Source organism: Streptomyces sp. NBC_01260, from assembly GCF_036226405.1.
Lineage (GTDB): Bacteria > Actinomycetota > Actinomycetes > Streptomycetales > Streptomycetaceae > Streptomyces > Streptomyces laculatispora.
The window spans coordinates 1,682,781-1,700,436 of the sequence record NZ_CP108464.1 but is presented as its reverse complement, the minus strand read 5'-3'; the positions used below and the strand labels follow the sequence as shown (position 1 = coordinate 1,700,436).

At 66.9% G+C, this 17,656-nt stretch carries 12 protein-coding genes; 4 read left to right on the top strand and 8 right to left on the bottom strand.

The window, feature by feature from the left end; translation table 11 throughout:
• The first annotated feature begins 26 nt into the window (after nucleotides 1–26).
• Entirely contained in the window at nucleotides 27–3,104 is a 3,078-nt protein-coding gene (locus tag OG322_RS07435; RefSeq protein WP_329306228.1) for an AAA domain-containing protein, read from the top strand.
• Nucleotides 3,105–3,110: 6 nt separating this feature from the next.
• On the opposite strand, the gene OG322_RS07430 is transcribed toward OG322_RS07435, so the two are convergent.
• The 3 genes from OG322_RS07430 to OG322_RS07420 are packed head-to-tail and all read right to left on the bottom strand — an operon-like array spanning nucleotide 3,111 to nucleotide 6,550.
• The gene (locus OG322_RS07430; RefSeq protein WP_329306227.1) at nucleotides 3,111–4,037 is read right to left on the bottom strand and encodes a hypothetical protein; all 927 of its coding nucleotides are present in this window, start codon (nucleotides 4,035–4,037) and stop codon (nucleotides 3,111–3,113) included.
• Between the two features lie 54 nt (nucleotides 4,038–4,091).
• The gene (locus OG322_RS07425) at nucleotides 4,092–5,240 is read right to left on the bottom strand and encodes a DUF3696 domain-containing protein (RefSeq protein ID WP_329306226.1); all 1,149 of its coding nucleotides are present in this window, start codon (nucleotides 5,238–5,240) and stop codon (nucleotides 4,092–4,094) included.
• The gene (locus OG322_RS07420) at nucleotides 5,237–6,550 is read right to left on the bottom strand and encodes a DUF262 domain-containing protein (protein ID WP_329306225.1); all 1,314 of its coding nucleotides are present in this window, start codon (nucleotides 6,548–6,550) and stop codon (nucleotides 5,237–5,239) included. Before OG322_RS07420 ends, OG322_RS07425 begins: the two co-directional genes overlap by 4 nt.
• A 98-nt stretch (nucleotides 6,551–6,648) precedes the next feature.
• Here OG322_RS07420 and OG322_RS07415 point away from each other — a divergent pair, with 98 nt between their 5' ends.
• Nucleotides 6,649–8,238, top strand: coding sequence for an NnrS multi-domain protein (locus OG322_RS07415; RefSeq protein WP_329306224.1), 1,590 nt, complete (start codon nucleotides 6,649–6,651; stop codon nucleotides 8,236–8,238).
• Nucleotides 8,239–8,364: 126 nt separating this feature from the next.
• Here the strand turns inward: OG322_RS07415 and OG322_RS07410 are convergent, their stop codons facing one another.
• Together OG322_RS07410 and OG322_RS07405 are read right to left on the bottom strand one after the other, a co-directional pair.
• Nucleotides 8,365–8,754, bottom strand: a complete 390-nt coding sequence (locus tag OG322_RS07410; protein WP_329306223.1) for a hypothetical protein — start codon at nucleotides 8,752–8,754, stop codon at nucleotides 8,365–8,367.
• 649 nt (nucleotides 8,755–9,403) lie between these two features.
• Nucleotides 9,404–9,808 (bottom strand): ATP-binding protein, encoded by a 405-nt coding sequence (locus tag OG322_RS07405; RefSeq protein WP_443066589.1) that lies wholly within the window; start codon nucleotides 9,806–9,808, stop codon nucleotides 9,404–9,406.
• Nucleotides 9,809–10,021: 213 nt separating this feature from the next.
• Here OG322_RS07405 and OG322_RS07400 point away from each other — a divergent pair, with 213 nt between their 5' ends.
• Nucleotides 10,022–10,861 (top strand): helix-turn-helix domain-containing protein, encoded by an 840-nt coding sequence (locus OG322_RS07400; RefSeq protein ID WP_329306221.1) that lies wholly within the window; start codon nucleotides 10,022–10,024, stop codon nucleotides 10,859–10,861.
• The gene (locus OG322_RS07395) at nucleotides 10,858–11,061 is read left to right on the top strand and encodes a DUF397 domain-containing protein (RefSeq protein ID WP_329306220.1); all 204 of its coding nucleotides are present in this window, start codon (nucleotides 10,858–10,860) and stop codon (nucleotides 11,059–11,061) included. Before OG322_RS07400 ends, OG322_RS07395 begins: the two co-directional genes overlap by 4 nt.
• 159 nt (nucleotides 11,062–11,220) lie before the next feature.
• On the opposite strand, the gene OG322_RS07390 is transcribed toward OG322_RS07395, so the two are convergent.
• The 3 genes from OG322_RS07390 to OG322_RS07380 all read right to left on the bottom strand — a co-directional run bounded on the left by OG322_RS07390 (nucleotide 11,221) and on the right by OG322_RS07380 (nucleotide 17,648).
• A complete protein-coding gene (locus OG322_RS07390; RefSeq protein WP_185095423.1) occupies nucleotides 11,221–11,400 on the bottom strand; it encodes a hypothetical protein in 180 nt (59 codons plus the stop codon).
• A gap of 294 nt (nucleotides 11,401–11,694) precedes the next feature.
• On the bottom strand, nucleotides 11,695–12,480 hold the full coding sequence (locus OG322_RS07385) for an IS5 family transposase (RefSeq protein ID WP_443066588.1): 786 nt from the start codon (nucleotides 12,478–12,480) through the stop codon (nucleotides 11,695–11,697).
• A 92-nt stretch (nucleotides 12,481–12,572) separates the two neighbouring features.
• A complete protein-coding gene (locus OG322_RS07380) occupies nucleotides 12,573–17,648 on the bottom strand; it encodes a class I SAM-dependent DNA methyltransferase (protein ID WP_329306218.1) in 5,076 nt (1,691 codons plus the stop codon).
• Nucleotides 17,649–17,656: the final 8 nt, after the last annotated feature.

The following is a 17,656-nucleotide window of genomic DNA, read 5'->3' as shown; positions in this document are numbered from 1 at the left end:
TGGGGCGATGGTGGGGAGCGGCGGACATGACCGGCACGGGACGTCCTTATCCCGTCGAGGAGCTTCTGACGGCGGTGCGCGCCGAGATCCTCGCCGAACAGAGGAGCGACGCCGACGGCGCTGTGAAGGTCGCCCTGTCCAAGGGGCGGCTCCTCTCGCAGTCCGGGGGGACCCGCGAGTATCTCTTCGAGTGCCGCACCTGGCAGGAGAGCCTGGACGGTCTTCCCGTCCTCGCCAGGCCGTCACGTTCCCGGAAGGCATGGGAACCGGCCGAGGCCACGCGTGCTCCTGACGGAACCGTACGGCTCGTGACGAAAGCCGATTTCGGGGCGACGCCCGGGAACATCCAGATCCGTAAGGACGACTCCGCGAACTGGGCCGTGCTGGCCGAGCGCCTGGAGACGGCCGGCAGCCAGGACAGCCCCATCGACGCGGACCATGCCGGCTGGCTGTTCGGCCGGGGCGCCCCGCGCACCGGCCGTGCCGGGAACCCGGGACAGTGGGTGGCGAACTGGACGGGGCTCCAGCTGAACCCACGTCAGCGTGATGCCGTCGCACAGGCCCTCGCCAGTGAGGTGCTGTTCCTGTGGGGGCCGCCCGGCACCGGGAAGACGGATGTCGTCGGCCACATCGTCGAGGGCAGTTTCCGCCAAGGACTCAAGGTCCTTTTCCTTGCCCCCACAAACGTTGCGGTGGACCAGGCCCTTGAGCGGATGTGCTCCCTGCTGGAGCACGAGGAGGGCTTCGCCGAGGGGATCGTCCAGCGGTCCGGCAGCATCGTCCTGCCGTCGCTGCGCAGCCGCTACGGCGACCAGGTCGACCCGGCCCGGATCGCCGCCCTGCTGGTGGAGAGCATCGACCGGCAGATCAGCACGGCGGCCGACCAGCTCAAGGGCGCACGGGCGGCGCTGGTCCTGCACGACCGGGTCCAGGACCTGGAGTCGGACCTGGCCACCGGCACAGAAGAAATGGCCGGGGCCGGCCGCGACCACGCCGCAGCGGCGAAGGCGGTGGCGGCCGCGGACACCCTGGCTGCGCAGCTGCGGCTGAAGACGGAGAAGGCCGGGCAGCCGACCGGACCCTTCGCGGAGCGCAGAGCGGCGAAACTGCGTGACCTCCGGACCGCCCTGGCGCATGAGGAGGGCGAGTCGGCGCGGGCCAGGGAGGACGTCTCGCGCGCGGCCCGTCGCCACACGGCGGGCGAGAAGCAGGCCGCCGAGGCCAGCCGAGCCCTCCCTGCTGCCCGCGCCGCCATCCTAGGGATCCCGCCCAGGCAGAACGTCGTCGAGTCCGTTGCCTCTCTCCAGGAGCGACTTGGCGAACTCGGGCAGAAGCGCAAGCGCATCCAAGACGAAGTCCGCTCCCATTGCCGAGTGCTCGGAGCGACCGTGGCCAAGGCCGTCCAGTCGAGGAAGCTGCTCGACGAGGTCGATGTCGTGGTGATCGACGAGGCCGGCATGGTAAACCTTCCCTCGGCCTGGTTCGCCGCCGGACTCGCCCGCAAGAGGCTGATCGTGGCGGGCGACTTCCGGCAGCTGCCCGCCGTGACCAAGGGCGACGGCGACCGGGCGGCGAGCGAGGAGGAGCGCGCCCACTCCCGCGAGTGGACGGCGCGGGACGCCTTCCACGCCGCAGGCCTGGTCGACCCTTCCGGCCGGGTACGCCAGGACCCTCGACTGGTGGCGCTCGACACCCAGTACCGGATGCGGGAGCCGATCTGCGCGGTCGTCAACGAGGTGGCGTATCCGGACGCTCCACTCAGGACCGGGCGCGGCAACACCAGCCGTCTGCCGTTCGCCCCGCTCATCGACTCCCCGGTGATCCTGATCGACACGTCCGGCCGCCGGATCCCCGGCGGCGGCCGCAAGCCCCACATGACGAACGCCGTTCACGCCGCAGTCATCCACGAACTGGTCCGAGGGCTCCAGCACGAGGGAATCCTGCCCGGCCGCAAGTGGCAGGAGGTCCCCGAAGGGGAACGGGCGACCGACCGGCTCGCCGTCATCTCCCCGTACCGGGAACAAGTCAAGGCCCTCAAGAGCAGCCTGGCCCACCGCTTCGGGGAGGACTACGACGGCCTGGTCGACACCGTCCACCGGTTCCAGGGCAGCCAGCGCCCCGTCGTGCTCCTCGACACCGTGGCGGGCGCCGGTAAGGATGCCGGCTTCTTCTACAGCGGAACGGGGCTGTCCTCGCAGACCTGTCGCCTCCTCAACGTCGCTCTCAGCCGGGCCCAGGACCACCTGGTCGTCGTGGCGGACGTCGACTTCCTGCGCAAGCACCTGGCCCCGCACAGCGAGGCGCTGGCGATGGTCGATCATCTGGAGGCGCACGCGCAGACCATCTCCGCCGACCAGCTGATCCCGATCCGTGACGCGGACCAGTTGGCCACCATGTCGGCGGAGGAGCTGGCACGGCCCGCCTTCTTCGAACACAGCGAGGTCCTGGAAGCGGTGGCATGGGACGTGGAGCGAGCGCAGCGCGGCATCGAGCTGTATTCGGCGTTCATGGACGCGCCGCCGGTCCGCCGGTGGGCCAGGATGCTCGAACCGAAGACGGCTGCCGGGATCCAGGTCACGGTCTTCACCCGCCCGCCGGAGGAGCAGCAGGAACCCACCCGCGTAGCGCGGCACCGGGAGCTGGTCGGGCAGCTGGAGGCCGTCGGCTGCCGGGTCGAGTTCCGCGACCGCATGCACGAGAAGGTCCTCATCCTGGACGGTTCGGTCCTGTGGCACGGCTCGAAGAACCTGCTCGCGAACATCGGGCCGACGGACCTGATGATGCGCTACACCGACCCCGCCTCCTGCGACCGCGTACGGCGTCTGATGGAGCACACCCGCATGGAACGTCCGGCGCGCGCACAGTGGCGCCCCGCCGGAGAGACCGCTCCGGTGTCCGAGGTGCCTGCCCAGCGAGCGGAGGCGCAGGACGGGAAGGTGTACCCGGGGCTGGTACGGGACGGCCGCCTGTACCTCAACGTCTCGTACGAGCAGAGGCACGAGGCCAAGCGTCTGCTGCGGGCCCAGTGGGACAAGGAGGCCCGGCACTGGTGGGTCGACGAGGCCAAGGTCAGCCGGGAACAGGCGGCGCGCTGGCTGCCGTAGTCGCCGCTACCGGGCGCTGCGCGGTACCCCGGCCGTCAGGCGCTTGCGACCGACGTACCCCACACGGATCCTGCTCTCATCCGCGATCAGCCGGAAGTGGATACGGCCCTGGTACGGCTGGTACCGGACATGGGGACTGAACGTCCGCTTCAGACCGTCGAGATCGATGAAGTCGACCAGCCCCATATTAATGCGGGTGTCGCTCTCTGGAACGACCTTGACCGCCCACGAGGGCTCCGACTCCCCGGGCTTCCAGTTCTCCGCAGCGGTATTGAGATGCACGAGCTCGGCCCGTACGTTCGCCACAGCCACACCCGGCAGCTCCCGCAGATTCTGCTCCACCCCCGGCACGAACTGGAGGTAAGGGAACAAGGTGTCGCGCTCCTCCCACAACTGCACACCGCTGGTGGTGGCGGAGGCGGCGGTGGTGCGTATCCAGTCCTCGTGCTCACGGACGTGTGCGTCCTCGGAGGCGTGGTGGACGCTCGCGCTGTCCGTGGTAAGGCCGTCGTCATTGAGGATCTCGTAGTCGACCTTGAGCCAAGGGGCCGCCCAGCGGGAACCCGTGGGCAGGCTGACAGCCAGCATCTTCATCAGGTGGGCGGCGGCCAGGCCGAGAACAGGGTCGCCTTCGTGTCGATACTCGCTCTCCTGGTCCTCCGGTGGCTTGGGAAGCACACCCGAGAGGGGCGCCTTTCTCTGCAATGTCCTCCGCATGAACTGCCAGGCGTCGTGGTTGGCGGGCTCGTTGCGCCACTGCTGGAGGTAGTAGCCCGGAGAGATCTCCACGTCCTCCAGCCGGACCTCGCTCACCAGCGTCGTCCCGCGATGGATCTGCCACACCGCCTGGCAGACCTTGATGAAGTCGCGCATGGCCTGCCTGGCCTCGTCCTGCGTAGCGTCCGAGACGCAGGACCTCTCGTTGAAGAACATGAGCACCACTGAGCGCTCTCCCCCCTGGTGAGCTCCGCTATCCGGTACGGGCGTTCAGCCCAGCAGTTGGTCCAGTGTGTGATCCGACTCGTCGAAGAAGCCCTCCGGCCATTCGGAGAGCGATCCGTCCTCGGCGACCGTAGGGGTGATGATCTCCACTCCAGCCCCGTTGCCCCGGAAGAAGTGGACTGCGGTGTCCCCGGCCGCGAGCCGCCCCTGCTTGACCGCGAGCCGGGTCCCGTCGAGTACGTGGTCGCTGTGGGTCTCGACGACGAGTTGCGCACCGGCGGACGCCGCGGCGGCGATGAGGGAGGCCATACGGGACTGGCCGCGCGGGTGGAGATGGGCCTCGGGGTTCTCCAGCAGGATGAGGCTGCCGGGCCCGGCGGTAAGGCAGGCCACGACGATGGGGAGGGCGTACGTGAGACCGAAGCCGACGTTCGTCGGGCGGCGGCGCCGGGTGGAGTCCAGGCCGGCGGTGCCGCCGAATCCGAAGCTGAGACGGACCGAGTCGATCCCGGGAATCTCCGAGGCTTCGAGGTTGACCCCCGGGCAGAGCTCCTGCATCCATGCGACGACATGGTCGAGCAGGGTGTGTCCGCCAGCCTCCGGGTGTCGGAGCGGGTCCCCTTCCGGCACAACGTATTGGGCGTGATGCCGGAGAAAGTTGACGGCGTGTTCGCCACGCGATCCGAGAAAGCCACGGCCGATCGCCTGGTGGTGAGAACGAGGATAAGTCGTGGCGGGCACAATCCTGTCGGCCTTGAGGTACTGGAAGTGCCGAGAGAAGAGGGGGACGTCACCCCAGTCCGCCTTCCGCGTGGAGATTTCCAGCGGCAGTACGTCCTGTTCGGGCGCATACCGAGCAGACCAGGTGTACGTCTTCTTGTCGGCAGTCTTGAACGCGATGGAGATTGCCGGGTCCATGCCCGGCTGCTCCGTGGTGAAGTCCTCGTGCAGCAGGTCCTGCCCGGTTCCCAGCTCCACAAGGTCACCGTCGAGGAGGAGGCCCCCGTGGATATCGGTGTCCCCGTCGGTGGACATGAGGATGCCCGAGTCGTATGACTGGCGCAGCAACGCCAGGGACTGCAGGACCGTGCTCTTGCCCGAGGAATTGAGGCCGGTGAGGAGAGTGACCGGGGCCAGCCGGATGTCGGCGGACTGGAACGCTTTGAAGTTGGTCAGTGACAATTGTTCGATCACTGGTTGCTGCCCCTATTGTTCTCCAGGACGGTGCGGAAGAGTTCGCGCACCTTGGCGAAGCGGTCGACCACCTTGACCCGGTCGCCGGTGCCCACGGACACGGCCCGCTCGAAGTCCCGGTCGGTCATGAGCTGCTGGAAACCCTCGACCACCTGTTCCCGGGACGCTACCAGCGCAGATCGTTCGCGGTCCGAGAGAGCGGCCAGATTCACGGAAACTGTCTCGAAGATGGCTTTGTTGACGGGGGAGCGACGCGTCTGACCAGGGAACTGCTTACGGAAGGCGTGGCCTTCGAAGATCTTCTCAGCCGTGACCATGGCCCGCCGGAAGTCGTGGCCGTGACCCTCCCGCTCGTTATCGGTGAGCCGGTTGACCTGGCGCATGGTGAGAGCGAGGAACTGGTCGAAGTCCTGGCTCCGGAACAGGTTGGGGTCGGTGAGCCGGAAGGCGAGATAACGCAGCACCATCTCGCGGTCCGCCATCCGCTCGCTGTAGACGCCGTGGCTGGTGGCCGAGGCGAACTCCGGCGATTCGGCGAGCGAGGACAGGAGTTTGCGTGCCGGGCCCGGGACGAGCGCGTGCCGGATCTCCTGACGGGTCAGTGGGAGGCCACCAGTGTTGATCCGCGCGAAGATGTTGAACTTGACCTCTTCCGGAGTCCCTGGACGGATGAGGTGGACGACGACCTGGCTTTCGTTGAGACGGATCTGCATGCGCCCTGACAGATCCGCGTACCCCTTGCCCTCGAAGTCGTCCTTGAGGTATTCCAGGCCGCGCAACTTCAGCGGTCCGGACCTTATCCCCGCCTTCGCCAGAGCCTCGGGGGCGATGAACCGCGCGATGGCAGTGAGGCGCTGGATACCGTCGACGATCGCCCAGGAACTGTCCTGGGCCCAGGAGCTGTCGGTGAGTTCGGAGGCGTAGAAGGAGGGGATGGGGATACGCAGGAGCAGGGACTCGATCAGCCGGCTCTGCTGCTCGTCCGACCAGATGCCCGCCTTGCGCTGGAAGTCCGGGGCGAGGTCGATCATCTTGTTGACCAGCCGGGAGATCAGCAGGTTGATCGTCGGGTTCAGGGTCTGGATCTCGATCTTGGACGGGTCGTACGGTGCCGTGATCGGCTCATCCGCGTTGTCCGGCTCCTCGTCGGGCCGCTCCAGTTCGACATCGGTGCTCCGACCGCCCGCCCCGATCTCCACCAGGAAGCCCCCGCTGTCCTCGGCGGACGCATCGTCCAGATAGCGGCCGTACAGGGACAGCTGGTCCTTCGGCTGGGGTGCGCGGTTGCTGCCGCTGTCCTCCGGTGACATGTCTTCGCGTCCGTTCCTTCGTAGGAGTGGCTGCCTACCACCGTGACCGTCACATCGTAGGTCGCTGTACCTTCGGATCCCGGTGAGAGGGGGAGCTGGTGCTCAGGAAACGCTATGACCAGCGTGTGGTGGTCCTCGTCGAGGTACGCGGGGAGCAACGCGACTGGGACGAGGCGGAGCGGCTGTTCGACCAGCGGGGCTGGCCGGTCGTCGCTGGGTTCGCGCGCGGTGTGGGCGCGTCGCGAGGGGTGCTGCGCGCGGCTCCCTCGGCGCGGCTGTACTCCGTCGAGGTGCGGTTCTTCGGAGCCCGCAACCGGCGCACTGAGCAGGCGGCTGCCTGGCGGGTGGAGCAGCTGGCACGGGCGGTCGGTCTGGAGATGTACGCCCGGCGCTGCGAGTTGGTGGACCGGGACCGGGAGCAGCTGACCGGCTGGCGGGTGCATACGGTTGATCACAGACCACCCCGCGCACCCGCCCCGGGGCCCGTGACACGCATGGCGAGACTGCGCCGAGCGGTCGGAGTGTCACGCGCGCGTATTTCGGAGAGGCGCGGCTACCACGACACCGGAATGGTGGTCACGGGTACGGCATCGGAAGCCCGTCGGCTCTCCCGAATGAACCTGCCCGGAGGTTCCGCTCCCGGGGCTGCCGTCGATGTACGGCCGTTCTACGGACGGGAGCGAAGCCACATCGTTCCGCGTCGCGAGGAGGACGGTTGGCAGCGTGTGTTCCGCTTCGTGGCCTGGCTGCTCGCCATGGCCTTCTGCGCGGCGGTCGCCCGGCAGCACAGCGGGGTGCGGGTATGGGTGTGGGCGGGGATCGCGGTGCTGTGCTTCGTCGGGGGAGCCCGGCTTGCATACGGCCTGTTCGCGGTCGGCGGCCGTGTGCGGAGTCTCCTCATGTGCGGTGTGGTGGCGGTCTTTCTCCTCGCCGTGTCCCTCGGCGCGGGGGACGGCAGAGCCCGGACTCCGGCGCAGATGCTGTCGGCCTTCGCCGTGACGGCGACGGTGGGAGGTATCTGGCTGCTCGTCCGCCAGTGGACGTGGGGCGAATGGCTCGCCTGGGCGGCGCCGCTCGTCTTCGCGGTTGCCGTGTCGTGCGTGGTGGCCTCCGGATCGGTGCTGCACGCGCTGTACGCGGACGGTCTCGGCGTGACACCCGATGTCCTCGACGTTCCCGGGATCTGGCAGGCCACGTCGGCGGTGAAGCTGTTGAGCCTGCTCAGCTACGCCCTGCTCGTCCCGGCCCTCTGGGGCATCGCGAAACACGTGCACGCACCGTTCGTCAGCCCTGTCGAGCGGCTGGGAGTTCCGTTGTACGTGTGTGCCCAGTTGGCCGTGGTGGCGGTGTGCGGGTTGGGGGCGTTGGACTCGGCTCGGGAGGCGGTGGACGACTTCCGTACGGCCGCGGTCCGGAAGACGGCGCCACCTTCGTACTTCGGGGTGGCACCGGAGTGGATGTGCGTCGAGCCGACGGTTCCCGCGGCGAAACTCGGCAGCCGGGGTGGTGTTCTGAAGCCCGAGCATCCGTACCTGTCGTTCGGGGAGGCCGGAGGGACGGTATCGCTCTGGGACGCGTCGGCGGGCGGGCCGCTGCAGATGTCCGCCGAGCAGGTACGCCTTGTTCCCGCGGCCGACGGCCGCGTCCGGTGCACCTTCTCGTACGGGACTCTGCCGAAGGACGGCTGATCTCAGTCAGCCCTGGTGACCCTCGTCGGGTTCGAAGAACGACATCTGGTCCCCGGCCAGTGGCTGCTTCGACTGGTCGGCTTCCGGGGAGGGCCGGCTCAGCTTGCGTGCGCCGGCCCTCTTACGTCATGGCTTCTCGCACGTACCAGGGGTGTCGCCTGTACTCATGTTCATGTTGGCACTGGCCTCGGTACCCGAGTCAAGATTGCGGATCAGGACGACGCTCCGATCAGGGAGCCTTCCAAGTGCGAACTTGCACAACTGCATGAGGTCGCCCTCCGTCACGTCTGCCTCGAACATCGCATCCTTGGTGGACGAGACCCCCTTGTCCTCCCAATACGCCACTGCCTCGCCTGCGTCGACGTTACCCCCGAAGTGGTCCAGCGCTTCGCCCAGCTCCGCCGATGTCGCGCTGTGGTACTCGCTGTACTTCACATACGTGAGACCGGGGAAAGTGCGACTCGTGACCCAGGCGGGCACGTCCGCATTGCCCTCGACCTTCTCGACCGACTTCATCTCTGCAGCCGGCACGGCTTCCGCGGCCGGTTCCGCCTTCGCAGGTGGCCCCTGCTCAGAGCACGCACTCGCGCATACAGCCAGAACCGCTGCGGCGACCGCTCCAATAAGTCTTCGCACAACAACCCCCCATATGTAGATCCCCGTGGAGATCCTAATGAGAGAGCAGGGGGCGCTCCTCAGCCGCCGGTCGAGGAGCTTGCAAGCGCGGTCCGAGCGCGCGCTGCACGGTGACGAGGCACTGACCGAGTTTGTCGGGGGCTACGGCGACCTCGTCGGAGAGTGTGAGGCTGAGATTCGCGGCGCCCACGCGGCACGGCGAGGGCGTCACAGTCGCCAGTTCCCCCCAGGGGGCGGGACTGCCCACAATGACTCCATTACACCCCGGTCAGGGCGTCGCGGGGGCGGCGATTCGTCTGCCCGTGGGGGTGCTCGACCATGCCGACCCGCGACTGTTCAGCGGGGCGGCGCTGCCTGTCTCGGGCGTGTACGCGCGAAATCGAGCGTGACCTGGGGAGACAGTCACGCGACCGCATGGACGAACCCATGGTCTTTCCCATGAACTGGTCCAGCTGCAACTGTCAGTCGGTGTAGTCGAGTTCTGCTGCCGAGAGGGAGATTGCATAGACCACGACGGCAGCGTAGGGGATCACCGGTCTGAGGGAGTGCTGATCTCCGCCCAGACGGTCTTGCCGGGGGCGGCGACGCGGGATGTGGTGCCCCAAAGGGTCGCGAGGGTCGCCACGAGGAGCAGGCCACGGCCGGCTTCGGCGTCCGGCGCGGGGGTGGCGAGGGCGGGAATCCGCTCGGTGCGGGTGTCGGTGACCTCGATACGGATGGTCGTGGCGTCGGCGTCTGCGTCGATGGTCAGACGGAGGTGGAAGTCCCGGCCGGGGACGTGGCCGTGGCGTACGGCGTTTGCGGCGAGCTCGGCGGCGATGAGGGTGACGGTGTCGTTGGTGGTCGTGTTGTACGGGTGGCCCCACTCGTGGAGCCGGTGCGAGACGAGGCGCCGGGCGAGCCGTGCACCTCGTGGGGTGGATGTGAAGCGCATGTCGAACTCCAGGCCGGGGGAGCGGAGTTCGTGTGCGGGCTGGGTGGTGTGAGTTGTGGATTTCATGCCGCCAACGGTGGCGTTGCGTGAGTGCCGTTGACCAGGAGTGACGCGCGGACGGGTGCGGGCTGTATGCGTTGGTGCGGAGGATGTCGGCAGTGCGGGGCGTGACCGGCGGGACGGCCGGGGCGTTGGGCGTGGGAGGCGCGGATCATGGACGATCGGGAAGTGGAAGCCGGGTACGAGGCCGAGCAGGGGGCGACGGGCATCCTTCAGGTGTTCGGGCGGCAGCTGAAGCGGTTTCGGGAGTGGGCGGAGCTGGGTCGGGCGGAGTTCGGGGCGAGGACGGGGTATTCGGCGGCGACCATCGCGGCGTTCGAACAGGGCAAGCGGATCCCGCCGGGGAGGTTCATCGATCAGGCGGATGAGTTGCTGGGTGCGCGCGGCATCTTGAAGGAGATGAAGGAGGAGGTGGCGCGAGCCCAGTACCCGGCGTTCTTCCGGGGCGCGGCGAAGCTGGAGAAGGAGGCCGTGGAACTGCATGTGTACGCGGTGCAGGCGGTGCCGGGGCTGTTGCAGACGGAGGAGTACGCGCGGGCGGTGTTCGCGATGCGGCGGCCCTTGTTGGATGAGGCGACCGTTGAGGAACGGGTCGCGGCCCGGCTGGCCAGGCACGAGATTCTCTCCCGCACGCCGATGCCCACCATCAGCTTCGTAATCGAGGAGTCCGTGCTGCGTCGCCCGTTGGGTGGTAGGGACGTGATGCGGGGGCAGTTGGAGCACCTGCTGCTGGTGGGACATCGCCGCAACGTTGAGATCCAGGTGATGCCGACAGAGCGTGAGGACCACGCTGGGTTGGCGGGCCCGTTCACCTTGATCGAGACGAGGGAAGGGCGGAGGATCGCCTACGTGGAGGTGCTCAAGGACAGCCGCCTTCATACGGATCGGAACTCGGTGCGGGAGATCGAGGAGCAGTACGGGCTCCTCAGGGCGCAGGCCCTCACTCCGCGCGAATCGCTGGCCGTCGTCGAGAAGTTGCTGGGAGAGACATGAACGTCGAAGAGTCTGTGCGGGCCGTGCCGGAATCGGCCTGGTTCAAGAGCAGCTACAGCAGCGGCGAGGGAGGCGAGTGCGTGGAGGTGGCGAACGTCGTTGGTTCGACCCACGTACGCGACTCGAAGAACAGGGTCGGGGCTGTGCTGAGCTTCGACGAGGAGCAGTGGGCGGCGTTCGTCGCCTTCACGTCGCACTGACCTGTACGACCAAGCGGGCCGTGCCAACCTCGGTTGGCACGGCCCGTTCGTGTTCTACGAACTCGTAACACGATCTTGCTGGCATGCAGCGGCCTGGTCGGGGGCAGCTGAGTAGGTTGCTGTTTCCTGTGCCAAGGCCGTTCGTAGGCTTCGCCGGAGTCATGCCGGGACGAAGCTCGGCCACCAGGGTGGGACGTTGGCCGGGCACAGCGGGGCGGGGTAGGAGTCCGGCATGCCGAGCCATGTGACGAGGAACCAGGCGAACCACAGGGTGAAGACGAGCCCTGCAGTCAGGGCTGTCCTGCGATGACGTTTCCCGAGGGTGCCGTGCAGGATCACCCACGGAACTGCAGCGGCGATCCATATGAGAGGCGCAAGAAGCAGCAAAGTCATGCTGTTGGCTGCTGCGCTGCTACCGATGTCACAAGCAGCCCAGGCCCTCCCAATGGCAGCAGTGGTCACCACCGTGGTCAGCCCACCGAAGAGGACCCCAAAGCCAGTTCCTCTAAACCAGCGGCTCGGAGGTCGCGACGGCTCTGTTCCCACGATTATCTCCCCCGCCTCGCTGTAGATGCGGAGGGTACCAACGTTCTGAAGCAGCCGGTCGGGGCCCCTGGCCTGCCCTGACACCAGTCAGCCGTTCTTGGGTTTCCGAAGCCGCCGCCAGCAGATGAGGCTGCAGGCGAGGGAGACGAAGGCGTCGTGGAGTTCGGTGCGGCGTTCCCAGCGGACGGCCAGGCGCTTGAAGTGGTGGAGCAGAGCGAAGGTCTGCTCGACAACGTAGCGGAGCTTGCCCAAGCCCTTGATGTTCGGTGATCCCTTGCGGGAGATGATGGGCAGGATTCGCCGATGACGCAGCGCGTCGCGGTGGGCGTTGGAGTCGTATCCCTTGTCGCCAAGCAGAGCTTCAGGTCTGCGGCGGGGCCGGCCTGGGCGGCCCGCGACGGGCGGGATGCCGTCGACCAGGGCGAGGGTCTGGGTGACGTCGTTGACGTTGGCCGCGGTCGTGATGACCTTGAGCGGGGTGCCGCGTCCGTCGCAGATCAGGCGGTGTTTGCTGCCCGCCTTCCGCCGGTCGACCGGCGACGGGCCGGTGTCGGATCCCTTTTTCGCGCGGATGTGGGAGCCATCCACGCACGCCCGGGACCAGTCAAGCTCGCCGGCCGCGTTCAGTTCGGCGAGCAGGATCCGGTGCAGCCGGTCGAAGACCCCTGCCTTCTGCCATCGGTCCAGGCGACGCCAGCACGTCTGCCCTGAGCCGAACCCCAGCTCCAGCGGTTGCCAGGCTATGTCGTTGTAGAGGACGAACAGGATGCCCTGCAGACAGAGCCGGTCCGACACCGGCCGAGGCCCCGGCGACCGCTCCGGCCACGGCGGCAGCAACGGCTCGATCAACGCCCACAACTCATCGTCCACGATCCACGGTCGAGTACCCACACCATCACGAACGGCCGAATCGTCACACCGGTAACGCCCAACCAGGACACTTCAACAAGATCGTGTTACGAGCTCTACGCGTCGGCCTTCACAGGTGGTGTCCACCGGTCGGCAGCGATCTCCGCGTCGAGCCGAGCGGAGAAGTGCGCGTGCGCGGCCCGCATCTCGGTCTCGCGGTCGGCCTTGTAGAAGGGGGCGGTGTAGCCCTCGGGCAGTGGGGTGGCGGCCGGGCTATCCAGGTGATCGAGGAGGGCCGGGTAGGTCTCCTTGGTCTGGCCAAAACCGTAGGCGTTATGGTTCCTCGCGATCTTGCGGCCAGTTGCGTCGAAGTACATCTCTGACTCGTAGTCGGAGACCACGGGATAGCGCGACCTGTAGATGGCGACGAGTTGATCCGCAGTGATCCCCAACCAGACAGATACAAGCGCGTCTATTTCCACTAGTGCCGCGCGGCGCTCGTGTTCAGTTCGAAATGCTGTGGCATGCTGCCAGTTGGCCGTTTGGTCGCTTGCAAGTGGCGAGGTGCTTGGCCAGGCAAGGGCCCAGTCTTCATACCCTGGCCAGGTCGGGTGAAAGAGCTCCCCCCAGATGGCCGCGTACGAGTTCGTGAGGCAGTTGAGGCGAAGTGTGCGGACGATGAGTGCCGATGAAAGTGGGTGGCCAGTCTCCGGGGTCGGGAATCCGGAGACCTCTGAAGGGTGGAGGTTTCCTTTGCCTAGAATTCGAACCATGTAGTCGAGGGGAATCGATGCCCAGAATCCTGCGCAGAGGGCAGTTTCTGCGTTATCGCGAAGAGCCATACTGTACAGCCCGTCAACATGTGCTACACCGGGGGCGATGATCGCTGAAAAGAGACTTCGATCGCCATCGAAAGAAATCATCTTGCGCCAGGCGATTCGATAGTAGTCCGAATATTCCTTGCCGTCCCATTGGTCCTGACTGGATCGGAATCTGGAAAATTCGCAGGCTCGCGCATAATTCGTGCGCGGGAGTTCTGAATCCGCAAGTGTGCGAGGGTCTCTGAGCTTCCAATCCTGCACGCTTCGGCACGGAATCTTGGGATATTTGCAGAGGGGGTTTGCTACGCCAACGTGAACCCCTTGAATTACGACTTCACGTGCATCTGTCGCCTGGCTCTGACGCCATTCGATGATTCCTGAATCCTTGGCCGACTTCTCGTGGTAGCCGGAGGAGATGAAGGTCGAATTCACGTCAAGCCGCTTCATTGGGCTCGCTAGGGCCGCGATTGCGCCCTGTTCTCCGGATGTGACCAGATTTAGCAGGGGTGTTTGGCTAAGCGGACCCTCTGAGCCGGTCAGGTGGTTCCATTCGGCAAGGGTTGTGGGGTTGACCTGAACGATGCGACCTTTATGGGGTCGAATATCCCATTCGCCAAGGTGTTTGATTCCGGGGAGCGCGCCAGACCCGTCGTGTGTCAGGGTCTCTAGGATTGTTCGTGGTTCGAACATCCAACTCAAGTGAGGGAATGAGATGTCCGACTCTGGCCCATAGATGTGCAGGCCGTACTTCCGTGCGCGTTCCACTTCGGGGAATAGGGCTCGCCTGTTGGAGAAATGTGCGTGGAATTTTAGATGCTTGTAAGCGGAAGCCCGAAGGTTGCCATCTCGACTTCCACCGAAATGCGTATCAGGGTGAATGAGTCCAGAGATTCCCGTTTGGCTGAGGCTGATCCAGGAGCGGCACATGAACGCTCGGTAGAGATCTGACTGAGTCCCAGAAAGTAGGGGGTATGTAGTGGGAGACCCCAGGATTGAGGCGAGTCCGACATTGGCGGAAAGCTCGTTTAGGAAATATGTGGATCCCGTTCCGTGGAGGATCTCGAGCTTTCGGGAACGCCAATCAGTGAGGCTGGGCTTCTCTACGAGCATGAACCACGGCTCAAGTTCGGCGAGAACGGAGTCTTCCTGCCAAGTTGGGCGTACCCACGGCGGGTTCCCCACCTGCAAGTCATACCCGCCCTGCTCAAAGACCTGCGCGTACTCCAACTCCCAATGGAAGAACCATTGCTGGGTGGCAATGTCCTTCGCCTGCGCCGCCCACGGGAACCGAGACTCCAGCCAATAAGACCGATCCATCCCCATCAAGTCCGGCAACGCATCCTCGTACGGTGTCAGCTCCGTAAGCGACTCGAACTCCGCGATCAGCGACTCCGCCGGCACATCCTGCGTCCCCAGCAGCGACTCCGCGAAGTCCAACCAGTCGTCCAGGTTCGCCAGCGGGATCACCTCGCGGCGCCGCTCAGTGATGGACTCCTTGCGGCGGCCCATCCGGCGCTTGGCCACGGCCTCCTGGGTCAAGGAGAGCTGCTTGGCCTCCGTACCAAAACCAGGGAGGGCCTCCTCCTCCCAGGACATCAGGACACCGGCGCTCTCGTCCTCGTCCTCTTCCTCGTCCTCCGCCCCCGAGACCGCCACCTCATACGCCGCCGACTGCTCCGCCAGCTCCGCCGCCTGCCGGTAACGGGGATTCGTGCCATTCAGCAGCGACGCCTCCTGGACCGGCCAGAACCACAGCGCGCACCACGCGTCCATCAGCGTCTTCAGCCGCCAGTACGGGGTGTCCACCGCCTCAAGGTCCGCCAGGACCTCTTCTCGCTGGACCGCTTCCACCGGCTGCCGCAGCCACTGCGGCTCCGCACCCCAGACGTCGATCTTGCGGCTGATGTCCCGCTCGGAGATCTCCAAACGACGCACCACCAGCTGCCACAGGTACTCCGCCCGACGCGCGAGCCCCTGAAGCCGGGCCGTCTGCTTCGCGCTCGGCGACTTAGTGATCGCCTTGCGCCAGGCGCCCAGGGCCTTCGCCTCCTCCGGGGCCAGGGCCTTCGCCTCCTTCTCGGCGGCGACCGCGCCCCACTCCTTCGCCGGGAGCAGGAAGTGGTGGACCGAGCCGGTCGGCAGGCCCGCCGAAGCCTCCGTGAGAGGGAAGCGTTCTGGCGTGGCGCCCAGCCAGCCGCCCTTCTTCAGGCGGTCCGCAGAGTAGATCTCCCTGCGGCCCCCGATCAGCGAGTTGCCCCGCCGCAGATGGAGGCCGAACCACGGCGCCTCCATGCCCGGGTGCATCGTGTTCAACCACAACGAGACCTCGGCCAGCTCGACCGCCGTCGAGTTGAGGTCCACGCCGTACGAGTTGTGCAGCGCGATGTACGCCTTGGCCTTCTGGAGCTCCACCGGGTACTGCTCGGTGTCGATGGCCCGGCCGGTCTCGTCCTGGCGGCGGCGCAGGTATTCCGACGCGACCTGGTTGATGGCCTCGTTGAGGAACGCGCCCGAGCCGAGGGCCGGCTCGCAGATCTTCCAGTCCAGGAGCTCCCGGGCCTCGGTGACCGTGTCGTCCTGGTCCAGGCGGTGCTGCAACGCCAGCTGGACCGTGACCTTCGTCAGGGATTCCGGCGTGTAGTACGAGGCCGAGGTCTGGCGGTCGCGGCCGGAGAGGCGGTAGACGAACGAGCCAGGTCGGTACCGGAGCCGGATATCCGCGCCCGTCTCCTCGTCCCGCCGGCGGACGAAGACCGAGTCCGCGTACTCGTCGGCCTTCGAGGACGGGATCAGCCAGGAGCCGTCCTTCGGGTCGCCGTTCTTCGCGACCTCGTACAGTTCCGCGCCCGCGATGAAGCCCGCGTACGACATCAGTCCCTCGTACACCGCGCCCAGCTGGTTGATGCCGAGCTGCGCGTACGAGATGAAGCCGCCGCGCTCGCCCTTCCTGCCCCGGGTGAGCATCAGCTTCCGCAGGACCTTGTACAGGGTGGCGTTGCGGAGTCGGGTGTCCAGGTAGCGCGGGCCCTCGTCCGAGTCGTCGTCGTGGCGGGGGTCCTTGACCGACTCCGCGCCGATCAGGCGGATCGACTCCGGTTCGAAGAGCTTCGAGTGGAGGGGTTCGAAGCGGAGGCCGACGTCTTCGGAGTCCTTGGCGCCCACCCCGTGCGTGCGGCGCGGCCGGTAGCCCTCCTGGACCTTGCTGAAGAGGAGGTCCAGGGACTCGTACAGGTAGACACCCTCGCGGGCCTTCTCGCCCACCAGGTCCCGCTCCGCGACGAGTTCGCCGAGACGGCCGAGGCCGTACCCCTGGTGGTACTCCGGGTAGTCGGACGGCAGGATGCCCAGCTCCGGGCGGGCCTCCGCGTACAGGAGGAACAGAATGCGGTACAGGTAGCGGAGCGACTCGCGGGTGAGCTGCCGGGAGAGTTCCGGGAGTTCCTTCACGTCCTCCAGGCGGACGCCGTCATGGCCGGCGATCCGTGCCAGGACCTCATTCGCGATGAGTTCCACCGACTCGCGCAGGCCGTCACGGAGTTCGGACGAGACGCCCACGGCATGCTTCGTGGACTTGTCGACGAGCCCGGCGAGCGGGTTCTCGCCGCCCTCCTCCGGAGTGCGCAGCGAGTCCGCGCCGAACAAGGCGGCCAGGGTGTCGAGTTCCTGGCCGTCCTTGGTGTTGTTGCGGTCCAGGGCCGTGTCCAGGGAGGCCGCGAGGTAGCGGCCCTCGCCCCACGCCGCCCGGTCCGCGAGGACGATCACGCCGCCGGCGAGCAGCAGCACGTACCGTGGCGCGTCCTCGCTCGCGAAGAGGAACGAGGCGAGCTTCGAGCCCGTACGGAGAGAGGCGGACGCGTCCAGCTGTACGGGGGTGAGGAGGCGGCCGGAGCCGTCCGCGTCCAGGGCCGCGTCCGGCTCGGCGGCCCAGCCGCAGTCGACGGCCACCAGACCCGGTTCGGCGTGTGCGACGGGGATCTCGTACGTGTGGTCCGCCCGCGACACCGTCAGGGTTTGGGGCTTGGCGTCATAACCGAGGGCGCGGAGGACGGACGCGTTGAGAGTGGTCGCGCGCTCGCGCCACTCGGGTGCGTCGTACGTCGTCGCGTCGTCGTGCGTGACCGCCGCCTCCGCGAAGAAGGCGCGGTTACGGAAGTACGGGCGGCGCAGGGCGCGCAGACCCAGACGAGGGGTTACCGGGAGGGCGTCCGGGGCCGGTTCCTGCTCGGAGTCGTCCGAGTCCGAGGACTTGGCCTCCTCCTCGCGGGTCTTCCAGGCCGCGAGGAGCCCGGACTTGAGGTCCTTCGGGAAGACCTCGGCCAGGTAGTGCGCGGAGAAGTAGTCACCGCGGTTGACCAGGGAGTCGTACGTCATGGGGATTC